A 25741-nucleotide genomic window follows, 5' to 3' on the forward strand; every position below is an offset into this window, starting at 1 on the left:
ACGGCGACCTGCCCTGCCCCGCCGATCAGTTCTGCCATTTTGTCTGCGGCAAGGGCGGCAGCGGCCAGATTGTCGGTCGAAGCCGTCGCTTTCGGAATGTCGCTGTCGACACCGGAATCGAAGGCGATGACCGGAATGCCCGCCTCATCCGCCTGTTTCAGCAGCGGAATGGCCGCCTGGCTGTCGAGCGCGGCAAAGCCGAGCGCTGCCGGCTTCTTGGCAAGGGCTGCCGCCAGCATGTCGATCTGGCGGTCGACCATGGTTTCGTTGTCCGGTCCCTCGAAGGTGACCTCCACATCCAGCTCTTCTGCAGCCTTGTCGGCACCGGCCTTCACGGCCTGCCAGAACTGGTGCTGGAACCCTTTCGAGATAAGCGGGATATACATCTTGTCCTGCGCCGAAGCGGCCATACCGCTTGCGACGAGGGCTGCGGCGCTGATCGCGCCAAGCATTGCACGTCTCGTGAACATGTTTCCTCCTCCGGTTTTCCGTTCACACTCACTCATTAATCTGGTCGAAACCCGGGGCGTTCACCGCCCTCTTGTCTTGAAACTCATCCCATGCGCCGCTTGCGCATCATGTCGGCATAGACGGCGAGGATGATGATCGCGCCCGTCACCACCGTCTGCCACTCCTGCGCCACCGAGAGGATTCGCAAACCGTTGGCCAGCACGGCCATAATCAACGCGCCGATCAGCGTGCCGAGGATCGTGCCGCGCCCGCCGGCAAGCGAGGTTCCACCGATAACGACGGCGGCAATCGCTTCCAGCTCGTAGCCGAGCCCGAGTGCGGGTTGCGCCGAGTTGAGACGGGAGGCGATGAGCAGACCGGCAATGCCGCATATGCCGCCGGCCAACGCATAGACGGCCATCTTCCAGGCATCCGTATTGACGCCGGAAAGGCGCACCGATTCCTCGTTGGAACCCAGCGCAAACGTGTAGCGGCCAAGCACGGTACGGCCCAGAATGTAGCTGGCTGCGATGGCCACGAGAAACAGGATCAGAACGCCATTGGGGATCGGCAGGGCGGGAATGACCTCGCCGATCAGCGACCCGCGCGAAATCTCGGTAAAGCCCGGCGTGTCGTTGAAATAGATCGGCCGCGTGCCGGAGATGACGAGCGACAGCCCTTTCAGCATCAGCATCATGCCGAGCGTGGCGATGAAGGGCGGGATCTTCATCTTGGCGACGAAGGTGCCGGAGGTGAGGCCGCACAGCGCGCCGGCACCGATGGCCGCGAGAACGCCAAGCGGCAAAGGCAGGCCCCAATAGGTCAGAACGACACCGGCGATGACGGCGCAGAACGTCATCAGCGTACCGACCGAAAGGTCGATGCCGCCGGTGATGATGACCAGCGTGGCCGCGATGGCCAGAACCCCGTTCACCGAGGTCGCCTGCAGAATGGCGATGATGTTCGAGGTTTGCATGAAATTGGGCGAGGCCAGCGAAAAGCCGATCAGGAGTACGACCAGGCTCATAAAGGCCAGCAGTTTCTGGTGTGCGCCCGCCTGCAGGAGCCGCGCGGCAAAGCCCGCCTGCGGAGTGGCTTCCACGGTGCTCATTCTACTCCTCCCACGGGTTCCATGGCGCTCTCGCGCTGGGTCGCTAGGCGCATGATGTCTTCCTGGCTGGTTTCCGCCCCTCCCGGCAGAATGCCTGTCAGCCGCCCCTCGCACATGACGGCGATGCGGTGACTCAGTCGCAGCACTTCCGGCAATTCCGACGAGATCACGATGATCGCCCGCCCCTGCGCCGCCAGCGCGTTCAACAATTTGTAGATTTCGCTCTTCGCGCCGACATCGATGCCCCGCGTCGGCTCATCGAAGATGAGGATGTCGCAGTCGCGCAAAAGCCATTTGGCTATAACCACTTTCTGCTGGTTGCCACCGGAGAGCAGGCGCACCTCCTGCCGGTCGGACGGGGTGCGGATGGCGAGCTGGTCGATATAGCCGCGCGCGGCATCCCGCATGCCCGCCTCATCGAGCGCACCGAGTTTGCCGGTAAAGCGCTCGAGGCTTGCCATGGCAACGTTGGCACGGACATCCATGCCCACAGCAAGGCCGAAATGCTTGCGGTCTTCGGAAAGGTAGCCGATGCCGGCAGCGACTGCATCGGCCGGAGTACGAATGTCGACCTGCCTTCCCTCGATGAAGATCTCGCCGGCCTCGCGGGGATCGGCGCCGAAGATGGCCCGTGCCACTTCCGTGCGACCCGCGCCCATCAACCCGGCAAAGCCGAGGATTTCGCCTTTCTTCACCGAGAAGCTCACATCGCGAATATCACGGCCGCGCGTGAGGCCCTTCACTTCCAGAGCGATCTGCGCCTCGCCGAGGTCCGGCACCTCGACCGCGCTATCGGCCAGCGCCCGTCCCACCATCATGGAAATGATCTCGCTCACCGCTGTATCGGCGGCGGACACCGTGTCTACGTATTGCCCGTCACGCATCACCGTTACCCTATCGGCGATGCGTTTCAGCTCGTCCATCTTGTGTGAGATGTAGATGATGCCGACACCTTCCGCCTTGAGCCGGCGTATGATGACGAACAATTCCTCGATCTCGGCATTGTTGAGCGCCGCCGTCGGCTCGTCCATGATCAGGACGCGCGAATGGAAGGAGAGTGCCTTAGCGATCTCCACCATCTGCTGCTTGGCGATGGTCAGTCCGCCCACCTGTGCCCTGGGGTCGAGCTTCAGGTTCATGGAGGAAAAAATCTCCGCCGCCCGACGGTTGAGCGCGGCCTCGTCCAGCCGGCCGAAGCGCAGACGCGGCTCGCGGCCGATGAAGATATTCTGCGCGGCGGTCAGATCGTTCATCAGGCTCAGTTCCTGGTGAATGATGCCGATGCCCAGATCCTGCGCCGCACGCGGGCTTTCGATCTCGACCGACTGGCCGTCGACGAGCACCTCGCCCTCATCCTTCGGGTAAATGCCCGAGAGGATCTTCATGAGCGTGGACTTGCCCGCTCCGTTTTCCCCCATCAGCGCATGCACTTCGCCGGGCATGAGCTCGAAGCGCACATTTTTCAGTGCGTGTACGCCGGGAAACCGCTTCTCGATGCCGCGCATGGAAACGACCGGCCGGACGTCACCCGCTCCGGCTTCGGTCGTCATGGTTTTAGACACCGTTGCCATGGCACGACCCTCAGATCGTCACGCCGCCGTCGACGAGCACCGCCTGCCCGGTGACAAAGCGGCTTTCATCCGACAGAAGATACAGAACCAGCGGTGCGATGTCGTCCACGGTGGCAAGGCGCCCCATGGGCTGGCGGGCAATGAATTCCTTCTCCGCCCGCACGGGATCGGCCGCTGAGGCGATGCGGCCGCGCAGCGATGGCGTGTCGACCGTACCGGGGCACAGCGCATTGCATCGCAGACCCTGTTTGACAAAATCCGCCGCGACCGACTTGGTGAGGCCGATCACCGCCGCCTTGGTGGTTCCGTATACCGCGCGGTTTGCAAAACCTTTTATGGACGAGGCCATAGACGCCATGTTGAGGATCGATGTGCTGCCGGTCTTATCCGCGCGATCCAACATGCCCGGGAGAAAAGCCTGTGTCATACGATACATCGAGGTGACGTTCAGGTCGGTGCTGAACGCCCAATCCTCTTCCGTGACGTCGAGAATGGTTCCATTGTGGACAAAACCGGCACAATTGAAGAGTCCGTCGAGCTGCCCGACCTTTTTCGCGAGTGCATCGATTGCGCCGCGATCGCGCACGTCGAGGCGTTCCGTCGCGACGGAATGGCTTTCCGCGGCGAGCGCGGCAAGACCGTCTTCATTGATGTCGACGGCAATGACCTCAGCCCCTTCCGCAGCGCAGGCAAGCGCACTGGCACGGCCAATGCCCTGGGCGGCGGCGGATATCAGGATCCGCTTCCCTTGAAGTCGCATACGATGATCTCCTCCCTATTGAGCCGAAGCTCAATCATCGTTTATATGCGAATAGTGTATTCATATATGAAAAATTAATGCAACATCAAAGTTGACAAGAGCCGCAATTCCTCATCAAAGCGGCCGGGCGGAGGAGGAGCACGTGAACAGCAAAAAAACCACCGAGGACCGCTATCGCGCTCCCGCGCTCGACAAGGGGCTCGACATACTCGAACTCCTGTCCCGCCAACCCTACGGCCTGACCCGGGGCGAAATCGTCAAAGCCATGGGCCGCGGGCCCAGCGAAATCTACCGCATGCTGGAGCGGCTCGTTGCGCGGGACTATGTGAGCCGCTCCATCGAGGGTGACCGCTATGCGCTGACCATGAAGCTTTTCGTGCTGGGAAGCCAGCATCCGCCATTGCGCCGGCTTGCGGCTCGTGCGCTGCCATTGATGGATATGTTCGCACGCGAGACGCACCAATCGGTGCATCTGGTGGCGCCCGAGCGCGGCTATGCCATCGTCGTCGCCCAGGCGAGCAGCCCGGCCAACTGGGAATTTCGCCTGCGACCCGGTGCCCAGCTCGACTTGCTTACAACGGGCTCCGGCCAGACACTTCTCGCCTTCCAGAGCCCAGACCGGCGCAACGAAACCCTGGCGATCTGGGGCAGTACCGCGCAGGTTCAGCATCTGGCGGAACTGGAACCCGCCCTGGAGAACGTACGCACCAACGGTCACCGCATCGGCGACAGTCTCCAACTCGTCGGCGTGCGGGACATCTCGGTGCCGGTCTTCGCCCCCTCCGGCGACGCGCTCGCCGTCCTCACCTGTCCTTACTTCGAAAGGCTCGACGACGCGCAAGCCGCAGATGTGAAAACCGCCCTCACCCATCTCAAGAGCGTTGCGGGCAAACTGTCGATCTCATGAACCTTGCTGGGTCCACAGCCCATTGGGCTGATTTTTGTTGCCGCCCGGTCATCGCGCTGTAACATAGCGGGAATAACCGCTGCGATCTCAACGCAGAAATCAGGGGAGTGCTTTCCATGACATTGATTAAACGACGCAACTTCATCAAGGGCGCCGCTTCGGTGGCTGGTCTGTCGCTGGCCGCACCGTTCATTTCGCGCAGCTATGCGCAGGGCTCTTCCGGTTCGGTGAATATCTTCGCCTGGGCCGGCTATCTGAACGACGAGATGCTCGCCGCCTTCGAAAAAGAGACCGGCATCAAGGCAAACTACACGCCCTACGGCACCAATGACGAGCTCTTGAACCAGCTTCGCGCCAACAATGGCGGCGGGTTCGACATCATCTGGCCGACGGTCGACCGCGTGCCCAACTATGTCGAATTCGAGCTGGTGCAGCCCATCGACGAAAGCAAGGTCAACGTCGACAACTGCCTGCCGAGCGCGTGGACGAACTCCGCCAATCTTGGCGCGGTCATCGACGGCAAGCGCTACCAGGTGCCGACCGACTGGGGCACGGAAGCCGTCTCCTTCGACAAGGATCAGGCCCCGCTCGAATATGGCGCCGCTTCCTATGGCGACATCTGGAAGCCGGAAATGAAGAGCAAGGCCACCGTGCGCGGCCATTCGGGCCTCGTCGGCCTGGGTCTCTGGCTCGAAGGCGAGGGCAAGCTGCCCATGCCGATGACCGACGCCTTCAAGTCCGAAGAGAACATGGTCAAGATCTACGACGTGATTCTCGAGGAAGCGATTGCCCGCAAAGCCAACGTTGCGCAGTTCTGGTCCAACGAGAACGAGGCGCAAGGTGCCTTCCGCGTCAATGGCTGCGCTATCGGCCAGACCTGGGATTCGACCGCCGCAGCGCTCGCCAAGGAAGGTCTGCCCATCGGCTTCATCGCGCCGAAGGAAGGTGCGCTGGCATGGATGGAAGGTGTGGCGATCCCGAAGGGTGCCGAAAATCTCGACCAGGCCTATGCCTTCATCAACTGGTTCCTAACACCGGAAGCCGGCGCCATGTACACCAACGCCACCTCGATCAACTCTACCGCGGTCGGCGCCGCCGACATGACCTCGGATGACGCCAAGGCCTTCTTCGCTGCAGCTTATCCGGACGACGCACTGGACAAGCTATGGTGGTGGCCGATCCAGGAGAGCTGGTTCGTCGCCAAGCGCAACGAGTATCAGGACCGCTTCCTGTCGGCCTGAGGCTGCTGGATGAACTGACGGCGCTCGCCCTTCATCCGCCCGCCGGCACCTTCTCCCCGCACGCGGGAAGAAGGTGAGGATCGGGACGAGCGCCAACATATCCATAAGAACGCGAGCGAACCGCAGCAACGATGCCCGCTCGCACCGACTATCAGGGGCCCATGTCACACTCCGTAGAGCTCGATCATGTCGGCGTCACATTCGGCACAACCCGTGCCGTGGACGACGTTTCCTTCACGGTTGAAGGCGGGGAATTCTTCTCCATTCTCGGGCCATCCGGTTGCGGCAAGACCACGCTTTTGAGGGTCATTGCCGGTTTCCTGAACCCGACCGAAGGCCGCATCCTGATCGGCGAAAAGGACATGACACCGCTGGGGCCGAACCAGCGCCCGACGGCGATGATCTTCCAGTCGCTTGCACTCTTCCCCCTGATGCCCGTGTGGGAAAACATCGCCTTTGGGCTGGAGGCGCGCGGCGTCTCGAAAGCCGAGCGCCGCATGAAGGCCGACGAACTCCTGAAGCTGATCGCGCTTGACGGCTATGGCGATCGAATGCCGGGCGAACTTTCTGGCGGCCAGCGGCAGCGCGTTGCGATTGCCCGCGCGCTCGCGGTCGAGCCGCAGGTGCTGCTGCTCGACGAACCCTTGTCCGCGCTCGATCTTAAGCTGCGCCAGCACATGCGCGCCGAGCTTCGCGCCCTGCAAAAGCGCACCGGCGTCACCTTCATCTACATCACGCACGACCAGTCGGAGGCGCTCGCCATGTCGGACCGCGTGGCGGTGATGAGCGCCGGCGTGGTGCAGCAGGTGGGCGCGCCGCGCGAGCTTTACGACAACCCGGCCACGCCCTTCGTCGCGACCTTCGTTGGCGAGACCAATGCGCTCTCCTGCACGGTGAAGGGCATCGACAACGGCATCGCCACGGTGGAAACCGCCCATGGAACGTTGACCGGCCGCGCCGGAGACGGGCTTTCCGGCGGCGCGGCGGCAAAGCTTTATGTGCGGCCCGAAGCGCTGAAACCCAAGGGCGGGGTCAACCGGCTTGCCGCCACCATCGAGCGCATCGATTTCGAGGGCGCTTTCGCGCTGGCGCATGGCGTTGCCGAAGACGGCACGCCGCTGGTCGCTTCCATCGCCAGCACCGAACTCGCCACGGCCCCCGCCATCGGCGAAAAGTCCGGCTTCGGCTTTGAAAGCGCGAACGCGGTGGTGCTGCCCGATGTCTGAGCTTTACAGACGTTTTGGCGGCGGTCTTGGCACGGTCTTTCTGGCGCTCGTCGGCGTGTGGCTTGCCGGCATGGTGCTCGCACCCAATGTCATGATGATCGACTATGCGCTGCGGCCCAACCTGCCGCCGTCGCAGATCGGCGGGCCGAACGACGTCTATTCGCTCGACAACATTCTCTACCTTGCCAATGAAGGCGTTCACCGCGCTATCTTCTTCAAGACCGTGTGGGCGAGCGCGCTTGTCGCCTTCGTCACTTTTCTGGTGTGCTATCCCATGGCGTTCTGGCTTGCCCAGCACGCCACGGTGAACCAGACGGCGGTTGTGCTCCTCGCACTCACCATCCCGTTCTGGATCAACGAGGTTTTGCGCACGCTCGCCTGGTATATCCTGCTCGCGTTTCGCGGACCGCTGAATGCCTTCCTGCTTTCGCTCGGCATCATCGACGAGCCGGTGCGCTGGTATGGCGATGGTGGCGTGCTGGCCGGCATGACCTATGCTTACATCCTGTTCATGCTGTTCCCGATCTACAACGCCATCGAATCGCTCGACAAATCGCAGATCGAGGCGGCGCGCGACCTCGGCGCCTCCACCTGGCGCATTCACTGGCGCGTGGTCATCCCGCACGCCAAGGCGGGCATCGCCACGGGCTGCGTCTTCACTTTCATGCTCGCCGCCGGCAGCTATGTCGCGCCTGCCCTTCTCGGCGCGCCCGGCAGTCGCTGGTTCACCGAAATCATCTACAACTGGTTCTTTGAGGGCGGCGACTGGAACCGCGGTGCCGCTTATGCGCTGGTTCTTCTGGTTCTGTGCCTTGCGGTGGTGCTCGTCACACTGCGCATTGCCCGCGTGAGCCTGACCGAGGTGGCGAAATGAGTGCCGCCGACCGCATCGCCCGTGCCCTGTTCGGCTTCTACATGGTGGCGTTCTTTCTCTATCTGTTCGCGCCGCTCGCGATCATGGGCATCGCCACGTTCAACACAACCCGCTTCCCCACGGTAACGCCGTGGCGCGGCACGACGCTGCAATGGTTCGACGCGCTGTGGAGCGATGGCGGCATGTGGCAGTCGCTGTGGACCTCCTTCTTCGTCGCTTTCTTCGTGGTCATCACCGTCCTGCCCATCGGCACGGCGGCGGCCCTTGTTCTCACCAGCCTCCATGCACGCGCGCGCAGCTTCATGTATGCGGTCATGGTGTCGCCGCTGCTCACGCCCGGCGTGGTCATCGGCATCGCCACGCTGGTTCTTTGGCGGCAGCTTGGCGTCGGGGGCGGTGTTTTCCTGATCGTGGTCGCTCAGGCAAGCTTCATCATCTGCTATGTGATGCTGATGATCACGGCGCGCCTCCAGCGTTTCGATCCCACACAGGAGGAAGCGGCCCTCGGCCTCGGCGCGTCGAAATTCATGGTTTTCCGCCGCGTTCTGCTGCCCTTCCTGAAACCGGCGCTCATCGCCGCCGGTTTTCTTGCCGTTCTCCAATCCATCGAAAACTACAACACCACGCTCTTCGTGCGCGGGTTCGATACGCCGCTCACGGTCTACATCGCCACCAAGGTGCGCACGGGGCTGACGCCCGCCGTCAACGCGCTGGCGCTCATCATGATCGCGATCACTGTGTTCGGAGCCATCGCCTACGAGATTGCCCGCAGGCGGGGCGCGGCACGGATGGCCACGGATTAGCGCTGGCCCCTACCGGTCAATCCTTGTCGACAGGACGATCGAACTCATTGTTCGGTCGACTCCCTTCAGGGCGCCGATGGTGTCGATCACCGCATCGAGTTCCGCGACCGATGGTGCTTCGACGATGATGATCATGTCAAAAGACCCACTCACGGAATGAACCGTGCGTACCGCCGGCATTTTTTCCATGGCCGCGATGACGCCCCCGGAGAGTTTCGGCGATACCGTTACGAGAAGATGCGCACGTATCTGCGCCGCGTCATACTCGCCCGAAAGCCGCACCGCATAACCGGCGATCGTGCCGTTGCGCTCGAGCCGTTCGAGTCGGCTTTGCGCGGTGGAACGCGACACGCCCAGCCGCCGGGCGATCTCCGACACCGATATGCGCGCATTCTCGCGCAAAAGCGCGATCACCGCACGGTCCGCTTCGGTTGTCGTCATATTGTCTGATCCATTCGTCGATATGCGTGAAATCGATAGTTGAATTACCCGATCTGTCACTTCGATTCAACGTGAAGCAGGATGACACTTGGTGTTCATGCCACAGAATCGAAAGGGTGCGGAATGAAGGAAATCATCGTCACCGGAGCCGGACGCATCGGCGCTGCCATTGCTGACATGCTGGTCGCCTCAGGCGATTATTCAATCACCCTCGCCGACCGGGCGGCCGAACAACTCGCCGCCCTGCCTGACCATCCTCAGATTTCGGGTGTCGCGGTCGACTTGTCCGACACGAAGGCGCTGGCCTCCGTACTCAAGGGCAAGTTCGCGCTGCTGAACGCCGCACCCTACAATCTCACCGTTCCCATTGCCGAAGCCGCGGCCGCAGCGGACGTGCACTATCTGGACCTCACGGAAGACGTAAAAAGCACGCGCCGCGTGAAGGAAATTGCCGCGAGCGCCAGCACGGCCTTCATCCCGCAATGCGGGCTCGCGCCGGGCTTCATCACCATTGCCGCCAATTCGCTGGCCAAGCGCTTCGACACGCTCAACGATGTGCGCATGCGCGTCGGCGCGCTGCCGCAGTTTCCGGCCAATGCGCTCAACTACAATCTCACCTGGTCGCCGGAAGGCGTCATCAACGAGTATTGCGAGCCCTGCGAGGCCATTGTCGACGGTGAGATGAAGGAAGTCGCGCCGCTTGAGGGCCATGAGGAGTTCTCGCTCGACGGCGTGCGCTACGAGGCGTTCAACACCTCCGGCGGGCTCGGCTCCATCTGCGAGTCGCTCAAGGGCCGCGTGCGCAATCTCAACTACCGCACGATCCGTTATCCGGGTCATGCCTCGATCATGAAGATGCTTTTGAACGATCTGCGCCTGATCGAACGCCGCGATCTTCTGAAAGAGATTTTCGAGCATGCGCTGCCCACCACCATGCAGGATGTGGTGGTGATCTTTGTGACCATCACCGGCCTGAAGAATGGCCGCCTGGTGCAGGAGAGCTACGCCAACAGCGTGTTTGCCGATCCGGCCGGGCCGAATGCCCGCAGCGCCATCCAGAAGACCACCGCCGCCGGCATCTGCACCGTGCTTGACCTGCTTGCCAATGGCAAACTGCCGTCAAAGGGCTTTGTCCAGCAGGAAGACATCGCGCTTGAGGATTTTCTGGCAAACCGCTTCGGCCGCACCTACCAGCCCGAGACCGGCCCGCGGGCACAGGCCGCGTAACCCGGAATTGCCCGGCCAGCGGCGAAACATGTCGCTGGCCGTACCGTTTTGGCACCATGTGACATTGCGGGCCCCGATGCGTCTCCATAATGTCGCGCAATGTCGAACGATCGGCCGCTTGTCGGCATTCTCCTGATGATCGGGTTTTGCGCAGTCGCCCCTTTGGGCGACTCGATCGCAAAACTGTTGGGCGAAACCATTCCGCTGTTCGAGCTTCTGGTGGTGCGTTTTGCCGCTCAGGTGGTTTTTCTTCTCCCGGTCGTGTGGTGGAGTGGAAAAACGCTCATTTTACCGCCCCACGTCATGCGTCTCACCGTGCTGCGAACCATGCTGCATATTGCCGGCATCGGCGCGATGTTCATGTCGCTGCGCTATCTGCCGCTGGCCGATGCGGTCGCCATCGCCTTTGTCATGCCCTTCATCATGCTCGCTTTCGGAAAATTCTTTCTTGGCGAGGCGGTGGGCCCAAGGCGTCTCGCCGCCTGCACGGTCGGTTTCATGGGAACCATGCTGGTGGTGCAGCCGAGCTTCATCAGTGTCGGCGCGCCGGCGCTCCTCCCTTTGCTCGTCGCCGTCGCCTTCTCCGGGTATATGCTGGTGACACGGCAGATCTCACGCGCGGCCGACCCAATCGCGCTGCAGGTGGTGAGCGGCTTCTACGCCGTTGCCGGATTTGCCGCGCTCGCCCTCGTCAATCTCGGCTTCGACCTGCCCGAACTGCGCATGGTGAAACCCAATTTGCGCGAAACGCTGCTTTTGATCGGTTCCGGCTTTTTCGGAACGTTCGGTCATTTGCTGATGACCTGGTCTCTGCGCTTCGCGCCGTCGGCCACCGTTGCACCGATCCAGTATCTGGAAATCCCTTTCGCTACGGTCATCGGCTGGTTGATCTTCCGCGACCTGCCCAATGGGCTCGCCGCGCTCGGCATCGCCGTCACGATGGGTGCGGGGCTTTACATCGTGTTTCGTGAGCGCGCCCTGGCGCGGTCTCCAACGATGCGCACTTCTCACACGCGGTCGATGCCACAAGGCGATTCTTCGGCTTGATCTTTACAAAAGCAGGCCCAGAATCTTCTTAAGGTGATGGAGAATGAAAGGGCCCAGCATGACCGCAGCTTCTGATCTCTCTCCCAAGTTTCGCCATGTGCGGCTTGAACTTGCCCGCGAGAAAGGACACCCGCTGGGCGACCACGAGGAAGGTTACGACCTTCTGGTGCCGTTGGACACCGAAGGACATCTCGACCCGGCTGAATGGAAGAAACATCAGATGCAATGCCGCGTCCGCCGTTTTGAACCGGACGCGGACGACAAAATCGGCCGGCTGCGCCGCAAGCCCGGCGGGCAATGGTATTTCGATTACGAGGAAGGCGAGCGCGACGACGAGATCGGTTTCCGGCTCGGCGAGGAGCGCTTCCGACAAGGCGAGTACGTCTCCATCTCTCGTGAAGGCGAAATGCATACATTCCAGGTGAGACTGGTCGAGCGGCTGTAACCGGTCGTCACAATGCACGGGCTTCGGGTGGAATTTCCTGGATCGGTAGATGTTCTCCAAGGTGTCGGCTCCGGATCGCGCTCGACAATGCCGATCTCTCCAGACTCTTTACCGGAAGCGGCTGGCTGAACCGATCATTCCTCGCGACGCCAGTAGGAAACCACCAGATGTTCCTGCTTGTCCAGACCACGCTCTGCGCGCAAATGGCCGCGAATGGCGCGAAAGGCTTCGAACTCGCAACCGCACCAGACAAAGATCCGCGTCCCGTCGGCGGGAAAGGCGGCTTCGCGCACCGCATCGATGAGGCATGAAGTCGAGCCGGCCATGGCACCGTTCCGCAGAAGCCATTGCACATCGATGGCGCTACGATTTGCAATGGCTTGCACCTCGTTTCGGTCCGCCACCTCGATGAAGACTTTTCCGCATGCCGTATCAGGCAGGTACTCCAGCATCCGGGCGATAGCGGGAAGCGCGGTTTCATCGCCCAGGAAAAGATACCAATCGGCTTCGCTCAACCCGCCGCCTCCGGGACCGACGACACCAATCTCATCACCCGGTCGGGCGGAAAGAGCCAAGCCCGACCCGGGCCCGGCATCGGTGTGCAGGACGAAATCTATATCCACGGTTCGCGCGCTCAAGTCGAGCGAGCGCACCGTATACTTGCGAAAGTGTGGTCGCCTTCCCGGATCGTCCCATTGCATGAGTCCGTTTTCACCGACGCGCGGCCATTGCGGCTCCGGCAAATCGGCATGTTGCACGAGAATGTTCAGATGAAGTGCATCCATCCGCGCAAAGCGGGTGACATCCTCGGCCTGAAAGGTGATGCGGCGCATGTGTGGCGTCACATCATAAGCGTGAAGCACGGTGAAAACCTGAAAATTGGGTGGTCTTTCCAGGGCGCCGCCGTCGCCGTTCCATTCGATCCGGGGTGTCTCATCGCCTGAAAACTCGAGGATATGGGCAGCCACGTTGAGACGCAGGAAATACAATCCCTCCACATCATCCGCGGTCACTTCCACATGCGTTGCCCCCGTGCTCTGCTGAAACTGCACATGCCCATGCGCAAAGCGCAGGATACGCATGCCATTCGACCGCTCCAGGCGCGCGCCATGCTCACTCATGTGTTCGCACAGGGGCACGAGAACAGCCTCCGGATCGGCAAGCGCAATGCGCGATTGCGCTGTGTATGTGGTCACGATCGTTCCTCTCTTGAGAAGCTATTCCGTCCGCAGACCAACCCAGAAGGCACCGCGCAGCGGCACGGGCAGAAAACGTCGATTGATTTCATCAAGCGTTGCCGCGGGTTCTAGATCGGTGAAGAGATCCGGGTGCAGCCATTTCGCAAAAGACTCCATCGCCAGCACATCCAGCGCAGAAATAGAAAGCTGGTGCGAGATGGCGTACGCGCGCCCCTCGCCAACCGCCGTCAACCCATTCAGAAAATTACGACCGACGACGGATTCGAGCGACTTGCGCGCCCGCGCCTGGTCCACCCCTGCCCCTACGAAAAGCCCGCCGGTTTCCGCGAAACGCGGTCCGCCGGTGCCAATATAGATATCGGGATCGGCCCCCAGCACATATTCGGCACTCAATTGACCATCGTAGCCGGGCACGCCGTCGGCAATGCTCCGTCCGCCAGCATGCTCCAGATATTGCGTGATGCGATTGTCGGCGCCGGGCGTGTAGCAGCACAGCGTGCCGGCATGCACGTCGATAAGTACGCTCGGCCGCGCGTCGATCGTGGCGATCCGCTCGGCAACATTCCGGAAGCGATTGCGGACGAAGGACCCGAAAGCCTTTGCCTGTTCTGTGCGCCCTATCGCCTTGCCAAGAAGTTCGATGGCGAAGACCGTCGCTTCACCGGCACCCCGGTCGGCGACCGCAGGCCCATCAAGAAAAATCACCGGAACGCCCGCGGCAGCCAATTGCGCGGCAAGACCCTGCCAGCCGGGTTGCCATATACGCACCACGAACAGATCGGGCTTGACGCTAAGGATCGCTTCCGCGGATGCGCTTTCCGGCACCACCGCACCAACCACGGGTATCTCGTCGATGGCGGGAAACCGTTTTTTGAACGCCTCGTAAACGCCCTTGTCTATACGCTGCGGGCGCGCCCAGCCGGCAAGCCTTTCAACCGGCTTGGGGTCGATCAACGCAAGCGAAAGTAGCAGCAGACTTTCATTGGTTACGATGCGCCTGGCGGGCGCGTCCAGATGCACTTTGCGACCGGCGGCATCGACGAATTCGATGCTTGCGCGCGCCGGCTTGCCGACGCCGACCAGCACGGCAAAAGCAAGAAGCGCCACGAGAAACGGAACCGCCCATTGCATGGCGGTTCCGTTTTCAAACGTCTTTGCCTTCGTGCCTACCATGTGTATTTCAAATTCGCGGTGATGGTCCGGCCAGCACCGTAGTTGCAGCTACCGCCGGTAATGTTGAGACAGTGTGAAACATACCGCTTGTCGAACAGGTTGGTCACGTTGACCCGAAGCTTGGTGCCTTCATAGTCGGCGTTCAAAGCGCCGAAATCATACTCGGCACCGATGTCCACCAGCGCGCGCGAAGGGATGCGCAACTCGGGCAGGTATGTGACGTCGGTCTGGTAGGAGGAGGTCGCACGTACACCGGCACTTACTGCCAGCCCCGGGATCAGATCGGGACGATATTGAACCCAAAGGCTGCCCTGATGTTTGGGGAGCCGCTCCATCTCGCGGCCGAGCGCCGCCGGATTGTTGGTCCGGATCACTTCCGAGTCGGAATAGGCATAGGCCGCCAGAATGTCGATCTCGGGCGTTAACTCGTATTTGCCCTCGATCTCGATGCCGCGCACTCTCTGTTCGCCGGTCTGGACGTAGTTGCTCGGCCGCGTCGGGCGCGGATCCGTGGGGTCCGGTGTCAACGCGTTTTCGACCGTGAGATCGAAATAGGAAACGGCCACCATGCCCCGCGCACCGGCAGGCTCATACTTCACACCAACCTCGAACTGCCGGGTCGTCTGCGCCTTGAAAGGATCGCCATGGCGATCCGTGCCGAGCAGCGGGAGGAAACCGGTGGAGTAGCTGACATAGGGCGCAAGGCCGTTGTCGAAGAGATAGGCGAGCCCGACCCGTCCGGTGAGTTTTTCGTCTTCGTTGTTCGTCGCCGATGTTCCGCCCATGCGATCGACGGTCTCGATCTCGGACATATCGTAGCGCAATCCGAACGTTCCCACCCAACGATCATAGCGGACCTGATCCTGAAGATAGAAACCGATCTGATTCTGTGTCTGCAGGCCGGAGCGTTGGAATGCCGGCACTGGCACGTCGACGCCATATTCGGGATCCGTATAGTCCAGAGGCGGCGGAACCGGATCGCCGAAGGCGGAATTGCCGAAATTGGTATCCGAAACGCCCCGCACATAGTCGATGCCGAAAAGCGCGGTATGCTCCAACGCGCCGGTTGCGAACTCCGCCTCGAACTGCGTGTCGACGGCGAAGGCCGAAGCCGAATCGTCGGATACTGCGGAAACCCGGCTCAACTCATTGGACGGCGCGCCGGCATATGCGAAAGCCGGATTGACCAGTGCCAGAAACATATCCTGCTCGGATCGGCTGTAGCGCAGATTCTGGCGCATCGACCAGGTTTCATTGAAGCGATGGGAAAATTCGTAGCCCAACGCGTAGAAATCCCGGTTGAAACTGTCCGCGTTCGGGTCGGCCATGAAAATATCGCGCGGGATCGGTCCCGCCGGATTGGGCAGCAGCGTACCGGCCGCAGGATAAAAACGCGGACTGAAGACATCGCGGTCACGCTGATAGTAACCGTAAAGCGTCAGCGAAGTGTCCGTCGATGGGTTCCAGGTGATGCTCGGCGCGACAAGCAGACTGCGGTCACGCTCCATATCGATCTGACCGTGCATATTGCGGGCAAGTCCGGTAAATCGATAAAGCCAGGTGCCGTCCTCCGTCAGCGCGCCGGTCATGTCGACCGCTCCCTCGATGCCACCGAAGGCACTGGTGCGCACCGAAGCCTCACGATACGTGGTTTCCCGCGGGCGCTTGCTGACAAGATTGACGAGACCGCCAGGCACCGTACGGCCATACAGCACCGACGCCGGCCCCTTGATCACCTCGACCCTCTCCAGCGTGTAGGGATCTATGCTCGGCGTCGCATAATTCTGCGGATCGCCAGGCAGAACCAGGCCGTCGAGCCACATCGTGCCGTAGGTATTGAAACCGCGCATCCACAGCCAGTCATAGCGTACGTCATAACCGTTCGCCTCGGCCTGAACACCTGGCGTGTAGCGCAGGGCTTCCGAAACACTGGACGCACCCTGTGCCTCCATCTGATCTCTTGTGACAACATTGACCGCCTGCGGCGTTTCAAGAAGCGGCGTATCGGTTTTCGCGGCTGTCGCGCTTTTCTTGGCGACGATACCGGCGTCCGGACCGCGCGCGTTTTCATCTTCGACGGTGATCCGCTCCAGACGTGTTGTCGGTTCGGCCACCTGCGCCATTGCAGGAATGGAGAGTTGATTGAAAAGACCGCCCAGAACACAGACACCACACGCCAGATGCCGTGCGTATTTCCGAGTTACACTATAATGACCCATCATCGTATGCCCTGCCCCGAACCCGTCCAACGCTTAATTTGACTGTTGAAGTCATATTAAATAACTGGATATTGAAGCATAGCGCGCTGCACAAGCGACCGGGCTTTGCGCAACGATCATAGGTCTTTGCAATGCGATCAAATCGACATGGCGGGCATAACCGATGAACACCAAGCCCAGTTCCGCACGGGCCGGTCCCACCTCTTTCACGGAGGAGCGGTTGAGCGTGCGCGATTTCCTGCAACGTGACAGCGTCACGCTGGATAGCCGTGAAGACAATCTGTCTATGGAGGACACGTTGCTTTCCGGCCAGTTTCAGCATCTGGAACTGCGGCAGGGTCTGTTTCTTCATATGAGCGATGCCGAAGAGGAGCACGATTTCACCGCCAGATCGGTATTACGCGAGGGACTGTCCTGCATCTTCTTCCTCGACGGAGAAATCGACCTGAAGATCGGCGATCGCCGCTTCGGCTTCAAAGGTAATCCCAAAGCCGCCACCGAAGGGGTGGCAATCATGAACACGGCTCCCGACAACTTCGAGCGAATGTCTCGCGGGCGACAACATGTGCGTCATCTGGTCGTTTCCGCCACGCCTGAATGGTTGAATTTCCAGGGGCTGGAATCGATGCGCGACACCACCAAAGCGGTCGCCCTGTTCAGGAACCATCTCGCTCACCATCGCTGGACGCTCACGCCACGCGTGACGAGCCTGGTGCAGCAGATATTCACCCCTTCCCCGCTGATGCCGGAACTGCACAGGCTTTATCTGGAAGGCCGTGCAGTCGAACTCGTCCTGGAAACGGTGGCCACGGCAGCCAAATCGGAGCGCCGAACGGCCGATGGAGGCGTGTTGACCGGACGCGACATGAACAGGCTTCAACGTGCCCGTGACATTATCGACACCCAGCTCTTGTCGGATTTGAGCGTGGAAAGGATTGCCCGTGCCGCCGGCATCAGCGCCAGTGGATTGCAGCGTCTTTTCCGAATTTCCGAACATTGCAGCGTCTTCGAGTATGTGCGGCGGCGCCGGCTGGAACAAGCATTCGCCGCGCTTCAGGACGAAAAGGTCAGCGTGCAGGAGGCCGCGGCAATCGCCGGCTACACGCACTCCGCGAATTTCGCCACTGCGTTCAAACGCCAGTTCGGTATCAACCCGCGCACACTGTCGATCGGCGGATAGGCGGCTCTCCGGCCGGCTCATTCCTCAGGCTGCAGCAATTCCTTTGCGTATAGCGCATTGGCGAGATCACGGACGGCATCCGCCGTACGCGGACCGAAGCCGATCATGTAGGCTCCGTCCAGCACGATAAGAGAACCATTCCTGGCGGCTGGCGTCAAAGCGAGTGCACGCTTGGAGAACACCTCTTCTGGAGTTGGCCCGCCGCGCCGGTTGCTCATCATGAGGATCGTATCGGGCGCAAGTTCGATCAGATCCTCTTCCGAGGCGGCTTTATAACCCTGAAACCGACTCATCGGATTCACACCGCCCGCATATCTGATGATGGCATCCGCCGCGGTATCGGCACCTGCGGCGGTCAACCGTTCAATCCCATGAAAGAAGACCACCTTCTTTCGCTTTTCCATGGGTATCGCGCGGGTGAGGTTCGCGGCCTTCTCGAAGTTTTCCAGCACGGTTTCAGCCAGCATTCTACCTTCCGCCTCCAGTGCAAGCGCTTCGGCGATCAGGGCGATTTTACGGCGAATGCCCTCCCCTGAATTCTCCTTGGGCACAAGCACCAACGGAATGGCAATCTTTTTAAGGACCTCCACTGCTTCAGGCGGTCCGATATCCTCGGCTGCCAAAATGAGATCGGGATCAAGCGATAACACACCCTCCGGCGATAATCTGCGGCGATACCCAACATTGCTTTTCGTTGCGGCCATCGCCGGAAAGCGGCTGCCCCGGTCGACTGCGATTATGCGTTCCCCGGCGCCCAGAGCGAAAACGATTTCGGTGACATCGGAACCGAGTGTCAGCACACGTCGGGAACTTTCTATCCGGACTTCACGACCGAGCGCATCGGTCACCTCGACAGGCATACTTTCCTGCGCCTGGAGGCTTCCACCCAAAATTGCGAGCCCGAAAAGACCCGCAAACAGACGGGACAACGAGACGGCAATGTTGATTCCACGAAAACAGACGGCCATGGGCAAAGAGTCCTTTACGCGCATCGGCCGGTTGGCGCAGATGCAAATATGGCCGGAATGTAGCGGGTCAATTTTAAATTGACAATAATAGTCATATTTAATTATTAGACCATCGATCTTGCCAGCCGGGCCCTCGCCACGTCGCCAGCCATAATATCTTAAAGCAGACGGGATGTGGGGCATTATGAAGAACTCCGGATTGTTAAGAAGCACAGCACTGGCAACCCTCTTGGGGCTATCGGCGGTATCGTCGGCGCTTTCCCAGGAGAGCGACGCCACGGCCGAAGAAAACAACGCTGCGGCCGCTGCGCCCACGGAATTGGACCTGATAACGATCACCGCCACTTTGGGTTGGCAGGCCGTGATCGACGCTTTGTCGGGAACGAGCGTCGTTTCCACGGGCAATCTGGAGCGCATCCAGGCAACGACGGCGGCGGATCTCTTCCGTCAGGTGCCTGGCGTGTCCGCCACAATGAGCGGAGACGACCCGGCAACGGCCATTAACATCCGTGGCCTACAGCAATATGGACGCGTTGCCGTGACACTCGACGGCGCGCGTCAGGATTTCTGGCGTGTCGGCCATGGTTCCGGTTCATTCTTCATCGAGCCGGAACTGCTGAAGCAGGTTACAGTGATCCGCGGCCCGGTCTCCAATGCATTCGGGACGGGTGCGATCGGCGGTGTGGTCGCCTTCGAAACGAAAGCGGCGCGCGACTTCCTTCGAGACGGCGAAACCTGGGCGCTAAGCGAAAAACTGCGTTACGAATCCAATGGCGATGGCTGGCTTTCCAGCACAACGGGCGCCTATCAGTTCAACGAAAATTTCGATGTGATCGGCAATCTCGTCCTTCGCAACAGCGAGGAGTACAAGGATGGCAATGGCGACACGGTGCGATGGACCGGCGAAGAGGGCCTAAGCGGCTATGGCAAGGTGACGTTGCGACCGGCGGAAGGCCATGAGCTTCAACTCGGTGCGTCGATACAGAACTACGACGACATCATTTCCGGCTCCAGCGGTTCCGCCTCGCCGACCCTAAGCCGTTACGATACGGACAGTTTGGTCGAGAACTACACCGGCCGTTATACCTACAATCCGTTCGACAATGACTACTGGGACCTGACGCTCAACGTCTACCACAGTGCAACGCGGTCGGATCAGTATCGCCTTTGGCCCTCCGCAAGCATCGGAGAGACACGTTACTACGACGTCTCCACAACCGGGTTCAATGTTCGCAACGCCTCGCGTTTCGAAGCAGGCGGCCTGGATCACACCGTCACTTATGGCGGCGATTACTCGCATCTCAGAGGCGATTCCGACGCGGATCATTTCGGCCAGGGCACTCAGGACGCCTATGGTGCATTCGTGCAGTGGGAAGGCAATTATAATCATTGGCTCGATCTGACGGCAGCTCTGCGCTACGACGGTTACCGTCTGGAGGGGCGTTCGAAGCCAACACCCAGCGAACCCTCGCACGACGTTTCTCTGACCGGCGATCGATGGTCGCCGCGTTTCACTGTCGGCGTCACCCCGGTTGAGGGGATACAGTTCTACGGCACCTATGCGGAGGGCTATCGCACCCCGCACCTGCAGGACGTTTTCCGCCAGAACGGATCGCACGGCTCCGGTTACGAACCCAATCTTCTCCTGCGACCGGAAGTGGCCAGCACATGGGAAGCTGGCGTGAACCTCAAACTCGACAATCTCATAACGACCGGGGACATGCTGCGCGCCAAGGTCAACGTGTTCCATTCGGATGTCGACGATTACATCGAGGTCGTGGCCGGGAGTGTACGGCGCGCCGAGAATGTCGGCACGGCACGCCTGCGCGGTGTCGAGCTCGAGGGCGTCTACGATTACGGACCGGGCTTCATCAATCTCGCCGCTTCCTTCACCGACGCCGAGCTCAAGAACGGCCCCTTCGCAGGCGACACGCTCTCCAACACGCCGCTGGACAATGTGGCTGTTACCCTGGGCTTTCGAGCGCTCGACGACAGGCTGACCTATGGTGTGCAGTACCAGAGCATCGGAAAGGTTGTGCGCGAACTTTCGTCCAGCACCCGCGTTTACCCGCGTGTCGATCTGGTGAACCTGTTCGCCAACTGGGATGTGAACGAGAACCTGCGTGTCGATTTCGGGGTCGATAACGTCTTCGACAAGGCCTACACGGATCCACAAAGCGGTTGGTCGTCCACGTCGGATATCGAGCAGGGCAAGGGCAGAACATTCAAGATCGCGGTGACGGGCCGCATCGGCGGATGAGCGTTCACAACGACACCCCGACGCCCGACTTATCGAGTAAGGCCGTGGTGCAACTCCAGCACCTGGCGGAGTATCTCGACCAAATCGAGGATCGTCTTCAGAGCTTTCGTGCGATCGCCACGCGTCGTGACGACGGCATCGACTTCGCCTTCCCATTCGGCCGCGCGAGTTTCGAACTCTCAAACGGACAGGTGGAGATACGGGCGCGCGCGGGCGAACGCGACGATCTTGCACGCATCAAGGACCTGCTTGCCACGGCGGTGCAGGTTTATGGAAAGCAAGACAGCCCGCAAATCCGCTGGACGGGCGATTTTTGCGAAGAAACCAAGCTGCCTCAGTTTCGTGAAATGACCGTGATGGAGATCACCCAACTCACGCCGGCAATGCGACGCATCCGGATTGCCGGGGCGGATCTGGGGCGCTTTGCCAGGTTTGGCGGCATGCATATTCGCATGCTCTTCCCAACCTCCAGGGTGCCACAACCCGTTTGGCCAACACTGGGGAAAAACGGACTTGCCGCGTGGCCGCCGGACGATCGACGGCCCACGCCCCGCGCCTACACGATCAGGCGCCTGAATGTCGAGGCTGGATGGATGGACGTGGATTTCGTCCTCCATTCAGGCGACAGCGTCGGATCGCATTGGGCGGAAACCGCGTTGCCGGGGTCGACGGTCGGCATTATGGGCCCTGTCGGGCGCCCGGTTCCCATGGATGCCGAATGGTATCTGATGGGAGCCGACGAAACCGGCTTACCAGCACTTTCGCGAATGCTCGAAACGCTTCCCGCCAGCACCAGCGGCGTTGCCTTTGTCGAGGTCGCCGACGAGGGCGAAGTCATCCATATAGACAACCGGACATCGATCGAGGTGCATTGGCTCCCGCGCAACGGCACCGCAGCGGGAATGGACAAGCGACTGGTCAATTCTGTTATGGCTGTGAAATGGCCTGTCGGCCTTGCATGCTTCGGTTGGTTTGCCGCCGAGGCCGAAGGCGCTTCGATCATTCGAAACTACTGGCGTACAGAACTCGGTCTGGGAAGGGATCAAACGCTTGCCGCCTCATATTGGGATCGGATGAAAGCTGGCTCAATGGCCACCGGTGGGCTTGCAAAGGCGTGAGTCTCGTTCGTCGAACTGTTGCAACCGCGCCCGAGAAACGAAGAAGCTGGACCATGATCGCCATGAGAAATCCGCGCACGGCCACTTCACGAGATTCATGTTCGGAACGAGGACAGCCCTCTGGTTTGTATCATCGGCGAGACGCCGAACGGAATTGTCGGCAGTCCGATCGCAGCAGCAAGCCTTGGTAGAAGAGGTATCATGCCGGTGGCGACAGAGGCGACGAAATGCGCTTGAAGTGAATAGCTTTCCACATTTACCGATTTGCATTCTTGGCTTCATACAGCGATCTCACTAGGGTCGCCGCAACTTTCTCGCCAAGGGTGGTTTCCATGATTGCCTGGTCGATTTTCATACCGGCTTGTTTCGCGCTGAACTGCGCGCCCGGTCCGAACAATATGCTCACATTTTCCAACGCGGCGCGGCTGGGCTTCGTCCCAGCCCTGATCGGCGGGCTCGGTCGGATGCCGGCCTTTGTGCTCCTTATGGCGGTCACCATTGTCGGCCTTGGCGCGGTGCTGGCAGCATCGGCCACCGCCTTTACCGTTATCAAGATGGTGGGTGCGGTCTATCTGGTTTACGTGGGCATTCAGTTTTGGCGCAAGGCGCGGGCACTGGCTGCGGCACGCTCGCTCGACTCCACCGTCGGGACGCTGATGCGCCGGGATTTCGTGATCGCCATCAGTAACCCCAAGGCGATTGCGGTCTTCACTGCCTTTTTCCCACAGTTCATCGTCGCCTCAGAGCCGGCATGGAGCCAGCTCACTGCGATGGGAGGAGTGTTTCTGGCGCTTGAGGTGGTGGCTGTGACGCTCTATGTGATTGGCGGCGTCCTGCTCGGAAAGATGCTTCAATCCGAACGCGTTTTCGTTCATTTGAATCGGTTGGTGGGCGCTGTTCTGATCGCTTCCGGCGGAACCATGGCCCTATCTCGCAATTAGGCAAAAATGCTGCGGATTGCCGCAGTGCGGGGCCTTCACTTCGCGCCTGCAAAATGTTCTATTCCACCCGTCTCTTCCGGCGCACCCCTCCCGGCAGCCGGAGTTCAACCATTTACGATGCAAGCCACCCGGTCCCAACCGGGAGACGCTTCGTCTGTGCCAGAGGATTTGCCATGACCGTGAGAAAAGTTCCCAACGTTACTTTCCGCACCCGCGTTCGCGACGAGTCGATCGAAGGTCCGAACCCGTTCCGCTGGGAAGACAAGTCGACTGCTGACTTTTTCGGCGGCAAACGTGTGGTTCTGTTTTCCCTGCCGGGTGCTTTCACCCCGACCTGCTCGACCTACCAGCTTCCCGACTTCGAAAAACTCTATCCCGAATTCCAGGCTGAAGGCATCGACGAGATCTATTGCATCTCCGTCAACGACGCTTTCGTGATGAACGCCTGGGGCAAGTCGCAGGACCTGAAGAACGTGAAGGTCATTCCGGACGGCTCCGGCGAATTCACCCGCAAGATGGGGATGCTGGTCGCCAAGGACAATCTCGGTTTCGGCATGCGCTCGTGGCGCTATGCCGCCGTGATCAACAACGGCGTGATCGAAAAGTGGTTCGAGGAAGAGGGCTTCTCCGACAACTGCGAAAGCGACCCTTATGGCGTGTCCTCGCCGCAGAACGTTCTTGAAGAGCTGAAAAAGGGCGAAGCGCAGGCTGCATAAGCCTTCGCGAGCTCAGATCGAAAAGGCCCGGATGGCGATGCCATCCGGGCCTTTTCCTTTAAAGCGATCTATTCGACCAAAGACGGCCACTCGCCATGCAGGTCGGCCCCGCGCCCCTCGATCTCGAAACCGTGCGAGCCGAAGAAATCGCGCTGTCCCTGAATGAGATTGGCCGTGCCCCGCGCCTGACGGTAGCTGTCGAAATAGGACAGTGCCGAGGAAAGGCAGATCAGCGGCAGTTCACCCAGCGCGCCGGTGGCGACCACGCGGCGCAGCGCGGGACTTGCCTCCTTCATCAGCGCTGCGAAATCGGGAACCATCAGGAGATTGGTGGAGGCATCGCCCGCGAAGGCGCGCGCCATCTGATCGAGGAAACGCGAGCGGATGATGCAGCCTGCACGCCATATCTTCGCGATGGTGGCGAGTTCAAGCCCCCAGCCCTGCTCATCGGAGGCGCTGGCGATTACGGAAAAGCCCTGCGTGTAGGAAACGATCTTGCCGGCCAGAAGTGCCTGCTCCAGATCGTCGATGGTGATATCCACCTTTCCTTCGCGCCTGCCGTAAAGCACCTCCGCAGCGATACGCTCCTTTTTGCGCGATGAGATGGAACGGGCGGCCACAGCACCCTCAATGGCCGTGGCCGGGACGCCAAGCTGCTGTGCGGCGATTGCCGACCAGACGCCGGTGCCCTTCTGCCCCGCCCTGTCGAGGATCATGTCCACGAGCGGCTTGCCGCTCTCCCCATCGACAGCTTCCAGAACGTGACCGGTGATCTCGATCAGGTAGGAGTTGAGCGGACCTTCGTTCCAGCGCTTGAAGACTTCGGCGCAGGCCGCGGCATCCATGCCGAGCCCGTCGCGCATCACACCGTAGACCTCAGCGATCATCTGCATGTCGCCATACTCGATGCCGTTGTGGATCGTCTTGACGAAATGACCTGCACCGCCTTCGCCAAGCCAGGCCACGCAGGGCTCGCCCTTGAATTTGGCCGCGATGGAGGTGAGCACGGCTTCCGCATCATGCCATTGCGCCTTTGACCCGCCGACCATGATCGAGGGACCATGGCGTGCGCCTTCCGCGCCACCGGAAACGCCGACGCCGAGATAGCCGATGCCCTTAGGTTTCAGATAATCGAAGCGGCGCTGCGTGTCGCTGAAAAGCGAATTGCCGCATTCGAGAATCGCGTCGCCCTCGTCGAGCAGCGGCAGAAGCTGCTCGATCATATCGTCCACCGGCTTGCCGGCCTTCACCATGATGATGATGGAGCGCGGTTTCTTCACCGACTGCACGAAGGTGGCGAGATCGGCCTCGGGCAGGACACGTTCGGCAAGACCTTCAGCATGCGCGGCCTCGACAAAAGCCTCGATCTTGGGCGTAGAGCGGTTGTTGACGGCGATCGTGTGCCCTTTCTCGGCGATATTGAGGGCGAGATTCGCCCCCATGACTCCGAGACCGATCAGGCCGATATCCGCTTTCGACATTCTTCAATTCTCCGGTTCGTCAGAAGTAGGTCCTGACCTTGGGGCGGCACTATGCATCAGACAAGGTGCCGATGCATCATCATGGATGTGGAAAGTCCAGGCGAGTTATCCGGCGAGGTGTACCGCAACACGAGCATCGGACAATGCCTTCGCCAAAAGACCGACCGGCTGTTCGTTGGTGACCAGGCCGGTCAGAGCGGAGAGAGGTTCAACGGTCGCTACCAGATTGACATCGAACTTGGAATGGTCAGCCAGGAGGTAGCTCTCGTGGGCCTGGCGGATCATGGCACGCTTGACGCCGACGGCGAGGCGGTTCGCCTCGGTGATGCCATTGGCGGTTAGACCGCTGGCGCCGATGAAGGCGCGATTGGCGTTGTGGCGGG

General features: G+C 60.6%; 23 protein-coding genes and 1 pseudogene. 13 read left to right on the top strand and 11 right to left on the bottom strand.

Features of this window, described 5'->3' with window-relative positions:
* The 4 genes from QZ638_RS11100 to QZ638_RS11115 all read right to left on the bottom strand — a co-directional run.
* The coding region (locus QZ638_RS11100) for a substrate-binding domain-containing protein (RefSeq protein WP_295810131.1) at positions 1 to 470 on the bottom strand (470 nt) is incomplete at its 3' end.
* Between the two features lie 83 nt (positions 471 to 553).
* Positions 554 to 1561, bottom strand: coding sequence for an ABC transporter permease (locus tag QZ638_RS11105; RefSeq protein WP_295810133.1), 1008 nt, complete (start codon positions 1559 to 1561; stop codon positions 554 to 556).
* Positions 1558 to 3132: a sugar ABC transporter ATP-binding protein gene (locus tag QZ638_RS11110; RefSeq protein ID WP_295810135.1), complete on the bottom strand. Its 1575-nt coding sequence runs from the start codon at positions 3130 to 3132 to the stop codon at positions 1558 to 1560. Before QZ638_RS11110 ends, QZ638_RS11105 begins: the two co-directional genes overlap by 4 nt.
* Before the next feature lie 10 nt (positions 3133 to 3142).
* Positions 3143 to 3892 (bottom strand): SDR family oxidoreductase, encoded by a 750-nt coding sequence (locus QZ638_RS11115; RefSeq protein ID WP_295810137.1) that lies wholly within the window; start codon positions 3890 to 3892, stop codon positions 3143 to 3145.
* Between the two features lie 142 nt (positions 3893 to 4034).
* On the opposite strand from QZ638_RS11115, the gene QZ638_RS11120 reads away from it, so the two are divergent.
* The 5 genes from QZ638_RS11120 (at position 4035) to QZ638_RS11140 (ending at position 8943) form a co-directional block, all read left to right on the top strand.
* Positions 4035 to 4799 (top strand): IclR family transcriptional regulator, encoded by a 765-nt coding sequence (locus QZ638_RS11120; RefSeq protein ID WP_295810142.1) that lies wholly within the window; start codon positions 4035 to 4037, stop codon positions 4797 to 4799.
* Positions 4800 to 4915: 116 nt separating this feature from the next.
* Entirely contained in the window at positions 4916 to 6040 is a 1125-nt protein-coding gene (locus tag QZ638_RS11125) for an extracellular solute-binding protein (protein ID WP_295810144.1), read from the top strand.
* Between the two features lie 161 nt (positions 6041 to 6201).
* Positions 6202 to 7266, top strand: a complete 1065-nt coding sequence (locus tag QZ638_RS11130) for an ABC transporter ATP-binding protein (RefSeq protein WP_295810145.1) — start codon at positions 6202 to 6204, stop codon at positions 7264 to 7266.
* Positions 7259 to 8140 (top strand): ABC transporter permease, encoded by an 882-nt coding sequence (locus QZ638_RS11135; RefSeq protein WP_295810146.1) that lies wholly within the window; start codon positions 7259 to 7261, stop codon positions 8138 to 8140. The genes QZ638_RS11130 and QZ638_RS11135 overlap by 8 nt, the downstream gene beginning before the upstream one ends.
* Positions 8137 to 8943, top strand: coding sequence for an ABC transporter permease (locus QZ638_RS11140; protein WP_295810149.1), 807 nt, complete (start codon positions 8137 to 8139; stop codon positions 8941 to 8943). Before QZ638_RS11135 ends, QZ638_RS11140 begins: the two co-directional genes overlap by 4 nt.
* A 9-nt stretch (positions 8944 to 8952) precedes the next feature.
* Here the strand turns inward: QZ638_RS11140 and QZ638_RS11145 are convergent, their stop codons facing one another.
* Complete coding sequence (locus QZ638_RS11145) at positions 8953 to 9384, bottom strand: Lrp/AsnC family transcriptional regulator (protein WP_295810152.1); 432 nt, start codon at positions 9382 to 9384, stop codon at positions 8953 to 8955.
* A 123-nt stretch (positions 9385 to 9507) separates the two neighbouring features.
* Here QZ638_RS11145 and QZ638_RS11150 point away from each other — a divergent pair, with 123 nt between their 5' ends.
* The 3 genes from QZ638_RS11150 (at position 9508) to QZ638_RS11160 (ending at position 12103) form a co-directional block, all read left to right on the top strand.
* On the top strand, positions 9508 to 10611 hold the full coding sequence (locus tag QZ638_RS11150; protein ID WP_295810154.1) for a saccharopine dehydrogenase family protein: 1104 nt from the start codon (positions 9508 to 9510) through the stop codon (positions 10609 to 10611).
* Positions 10612 to 10710: 99 nt separating this feature from the next.
* Positions 10711 to 11658 (top strand): DMT family transporter, encoded by a 948-nt coding sequence (locus QZ638_RS11155; protein ID WP_295810157.1) that lies wholly within the window; start codon positions 10711 to 10713, stop codon positions 11656 to 11658.
* Between the two features lie 58 nt (positions 11659 to 11716).
* Positions 11717 to 12103: a hypothetical protein gene (locus QZ638_RS11160; protein ID WP_295810160.1), complete on the top strand. Its 387-nt coding sequence runs from the start codon at positions 11717 to 11719 to the stop codon at positions 12101 to 12103.
* 134 nt (positions 12104 to 12237) lie between these two features.
* Here QZ638_RS11160 and QZ638_RS11165 read toward each other — a convergent pair whose 3' ends face one another.
* Genes QZ638_RS11165 through QZ638_RS11175 form a run of 3 tightly spaced genes read right to left on the bottom strand, consistent with a single transcriptional unit; the run spans position 12238 to position 16697 of the window.
* Positions 12238 to 13299, bottom strand: a complete 1062-nt coding sequence (locus tag QZ638_RS11165) for a siderophore-interacting protein (protein WP_295810163.1) — start codon at positions 13297 to 13299, stop codon at positions 12238 to 12240.
* Positions 13300 to 13320: 21 nt separating this feature from the next.
* Complete coding sequence (locus QZ638_RS11170) at positions 13321 to 14475, bottom strand: ABC transporter substrate-binding protein (RefSeq protein ID WP_295810166.1); 1155 nt, start codon at positions 14473 to 14475, stop codon at positions 13321 to 13323.
* The gene (locus QZ638_RS11175) at positions 14469 to 16697 is read right to left on the bottom strand and encodes a TonB-dependent siderophore receptor (protein ID WP_295810169.1); all 2229 of its coding nucleotides are present in this window, start codon (positions 16695 to 16697) and stop codon (positions 14469 to 14471) included. Before QZ638_RS11175 ends, QZ638_RS11170 begins: the two co-directional genes overlap by 7 nt.
* Before the next feature lie 160 nt (positions 16698 to 16857).
* On the opposite strand from QZ638_RS11175, the gene QZ638_RS11180 reads away from it, so the two are divergent.
* Positions 16858 to 17874, top strand: coding sequence for an AraC family transcriptional regulator (locus QZ638_RS11180; RefSeq protein ID WP_295810172.1), 1017 nt, complete (start codon positions 16858 to 16860; stop codon positions 17872 to 17874).
* 17 nt (positions 17875 to 17891) lie between these two features.
* On the opposite strand, the gene QZ638_RS11185 is transcribed toward QZ638_RS11180, so the two are convergent.
* A complete protein-coding gene (locus tag QZ638_RS11185) occupies positions 17892 to 19157 on the bottom strand; it encodes an ABC transporter substrate-binding protein (RefSeq protein ID WP_295810175.1) in 1266 nt (421 codons plus the stop codon).
* Here QZ638_RS11185 and QZ638_RS11190 point away from each other — a divergent pair.
* From QZ638_RS11190 to QZ638_RS11205, 4 genes are all read left to right on the top strand, one after another.
* A complete protein-coding gene (locus QZ638_RS11190) occupies positions 19072 to 21102 on the top strand; it encodes a TonB-dependent hemoglobin/transferrin/lactoferrin family receptor (RefSeq protein ID WP_295810177.1) in 2031 nt (676 codons plus the stop codon). The genes QZ638_RS11185 and QZ638_RS11190 overlap by 86 nt on opposite strands.
* A complete protein-coding gene (locus QZ638_RS11195) occupies positions 21099 to 22220 on the top strand; it encodes a siderophore-interacting protein (protein ID WP_295810179.1) in 1122 nt (373 codons plus the stop codon). The genes QZ638_RS11190 and QZ638_RS11195 overlap by 4 nt, the downstream gene beginning before the upstream one ends.
* Before the next feature lie 332 nt (positions 22221 to 22552).
* Positions 22553 to 23161 carry a LysE family translocator gene (locus QZ638_RS11200; RefSeq protein WP_295810182.1) on the top strand — a complete coding sequence of 203 codons (609 nt, stop codon included), beginning with the start codon at positions 22553 to 22555 and terminating at the stop codon, positions 23159 to 23161.
* 173 nt (positions 23162 to 23334) lie between these two features.
* Entirely contained in the window at positions 23335 to 23877 is a 543-nt protein-coding gene (locus QZ638_RS11205; RefSeq protein ID WP_295810184.1) for a peroxiredoxin, read from the top strand.
* A 68-nt stretch (positions 23878 to 23945) separates the two neighbouring features.
* Here QZ638_RS11205 and gndA read toward each other — a convergent pair whose 3' ends face one another.
* Together gndA and QZ638_RS11215 are read right to left on the bottom strand one after the other, a co-directional pair.
* A complete protein-coding gene (gndA, locus tag QZ638_RS11210; protein WP_295810187.1) occupies positions 23946 to 25358 on the bottom strand; it encodes an NADP-dependent phosphogluconate dehydrogenase in 1413 nt (470 codons plus the stop codon).
* A 105-nt stretch (positions 25359 to 25463) separates the two neighbouring features.
* Positions 25464 to 25741, bottom strand: a pseudogene (locus QZ638_RS11215) (DeoR/GlpR transcriptional regulator); the annotation flags it as partial.

Origin of the sequence: uncultured Nitratireductor sp. (assembly GCF_913053745.1) — a bacterium.
Classification (GTDB): domain Bacteria; phylum Pseudomonadota; class Alphaproteobacteria; order Rhizobiales; family Rhizobiaceae; genus Nitratireductor.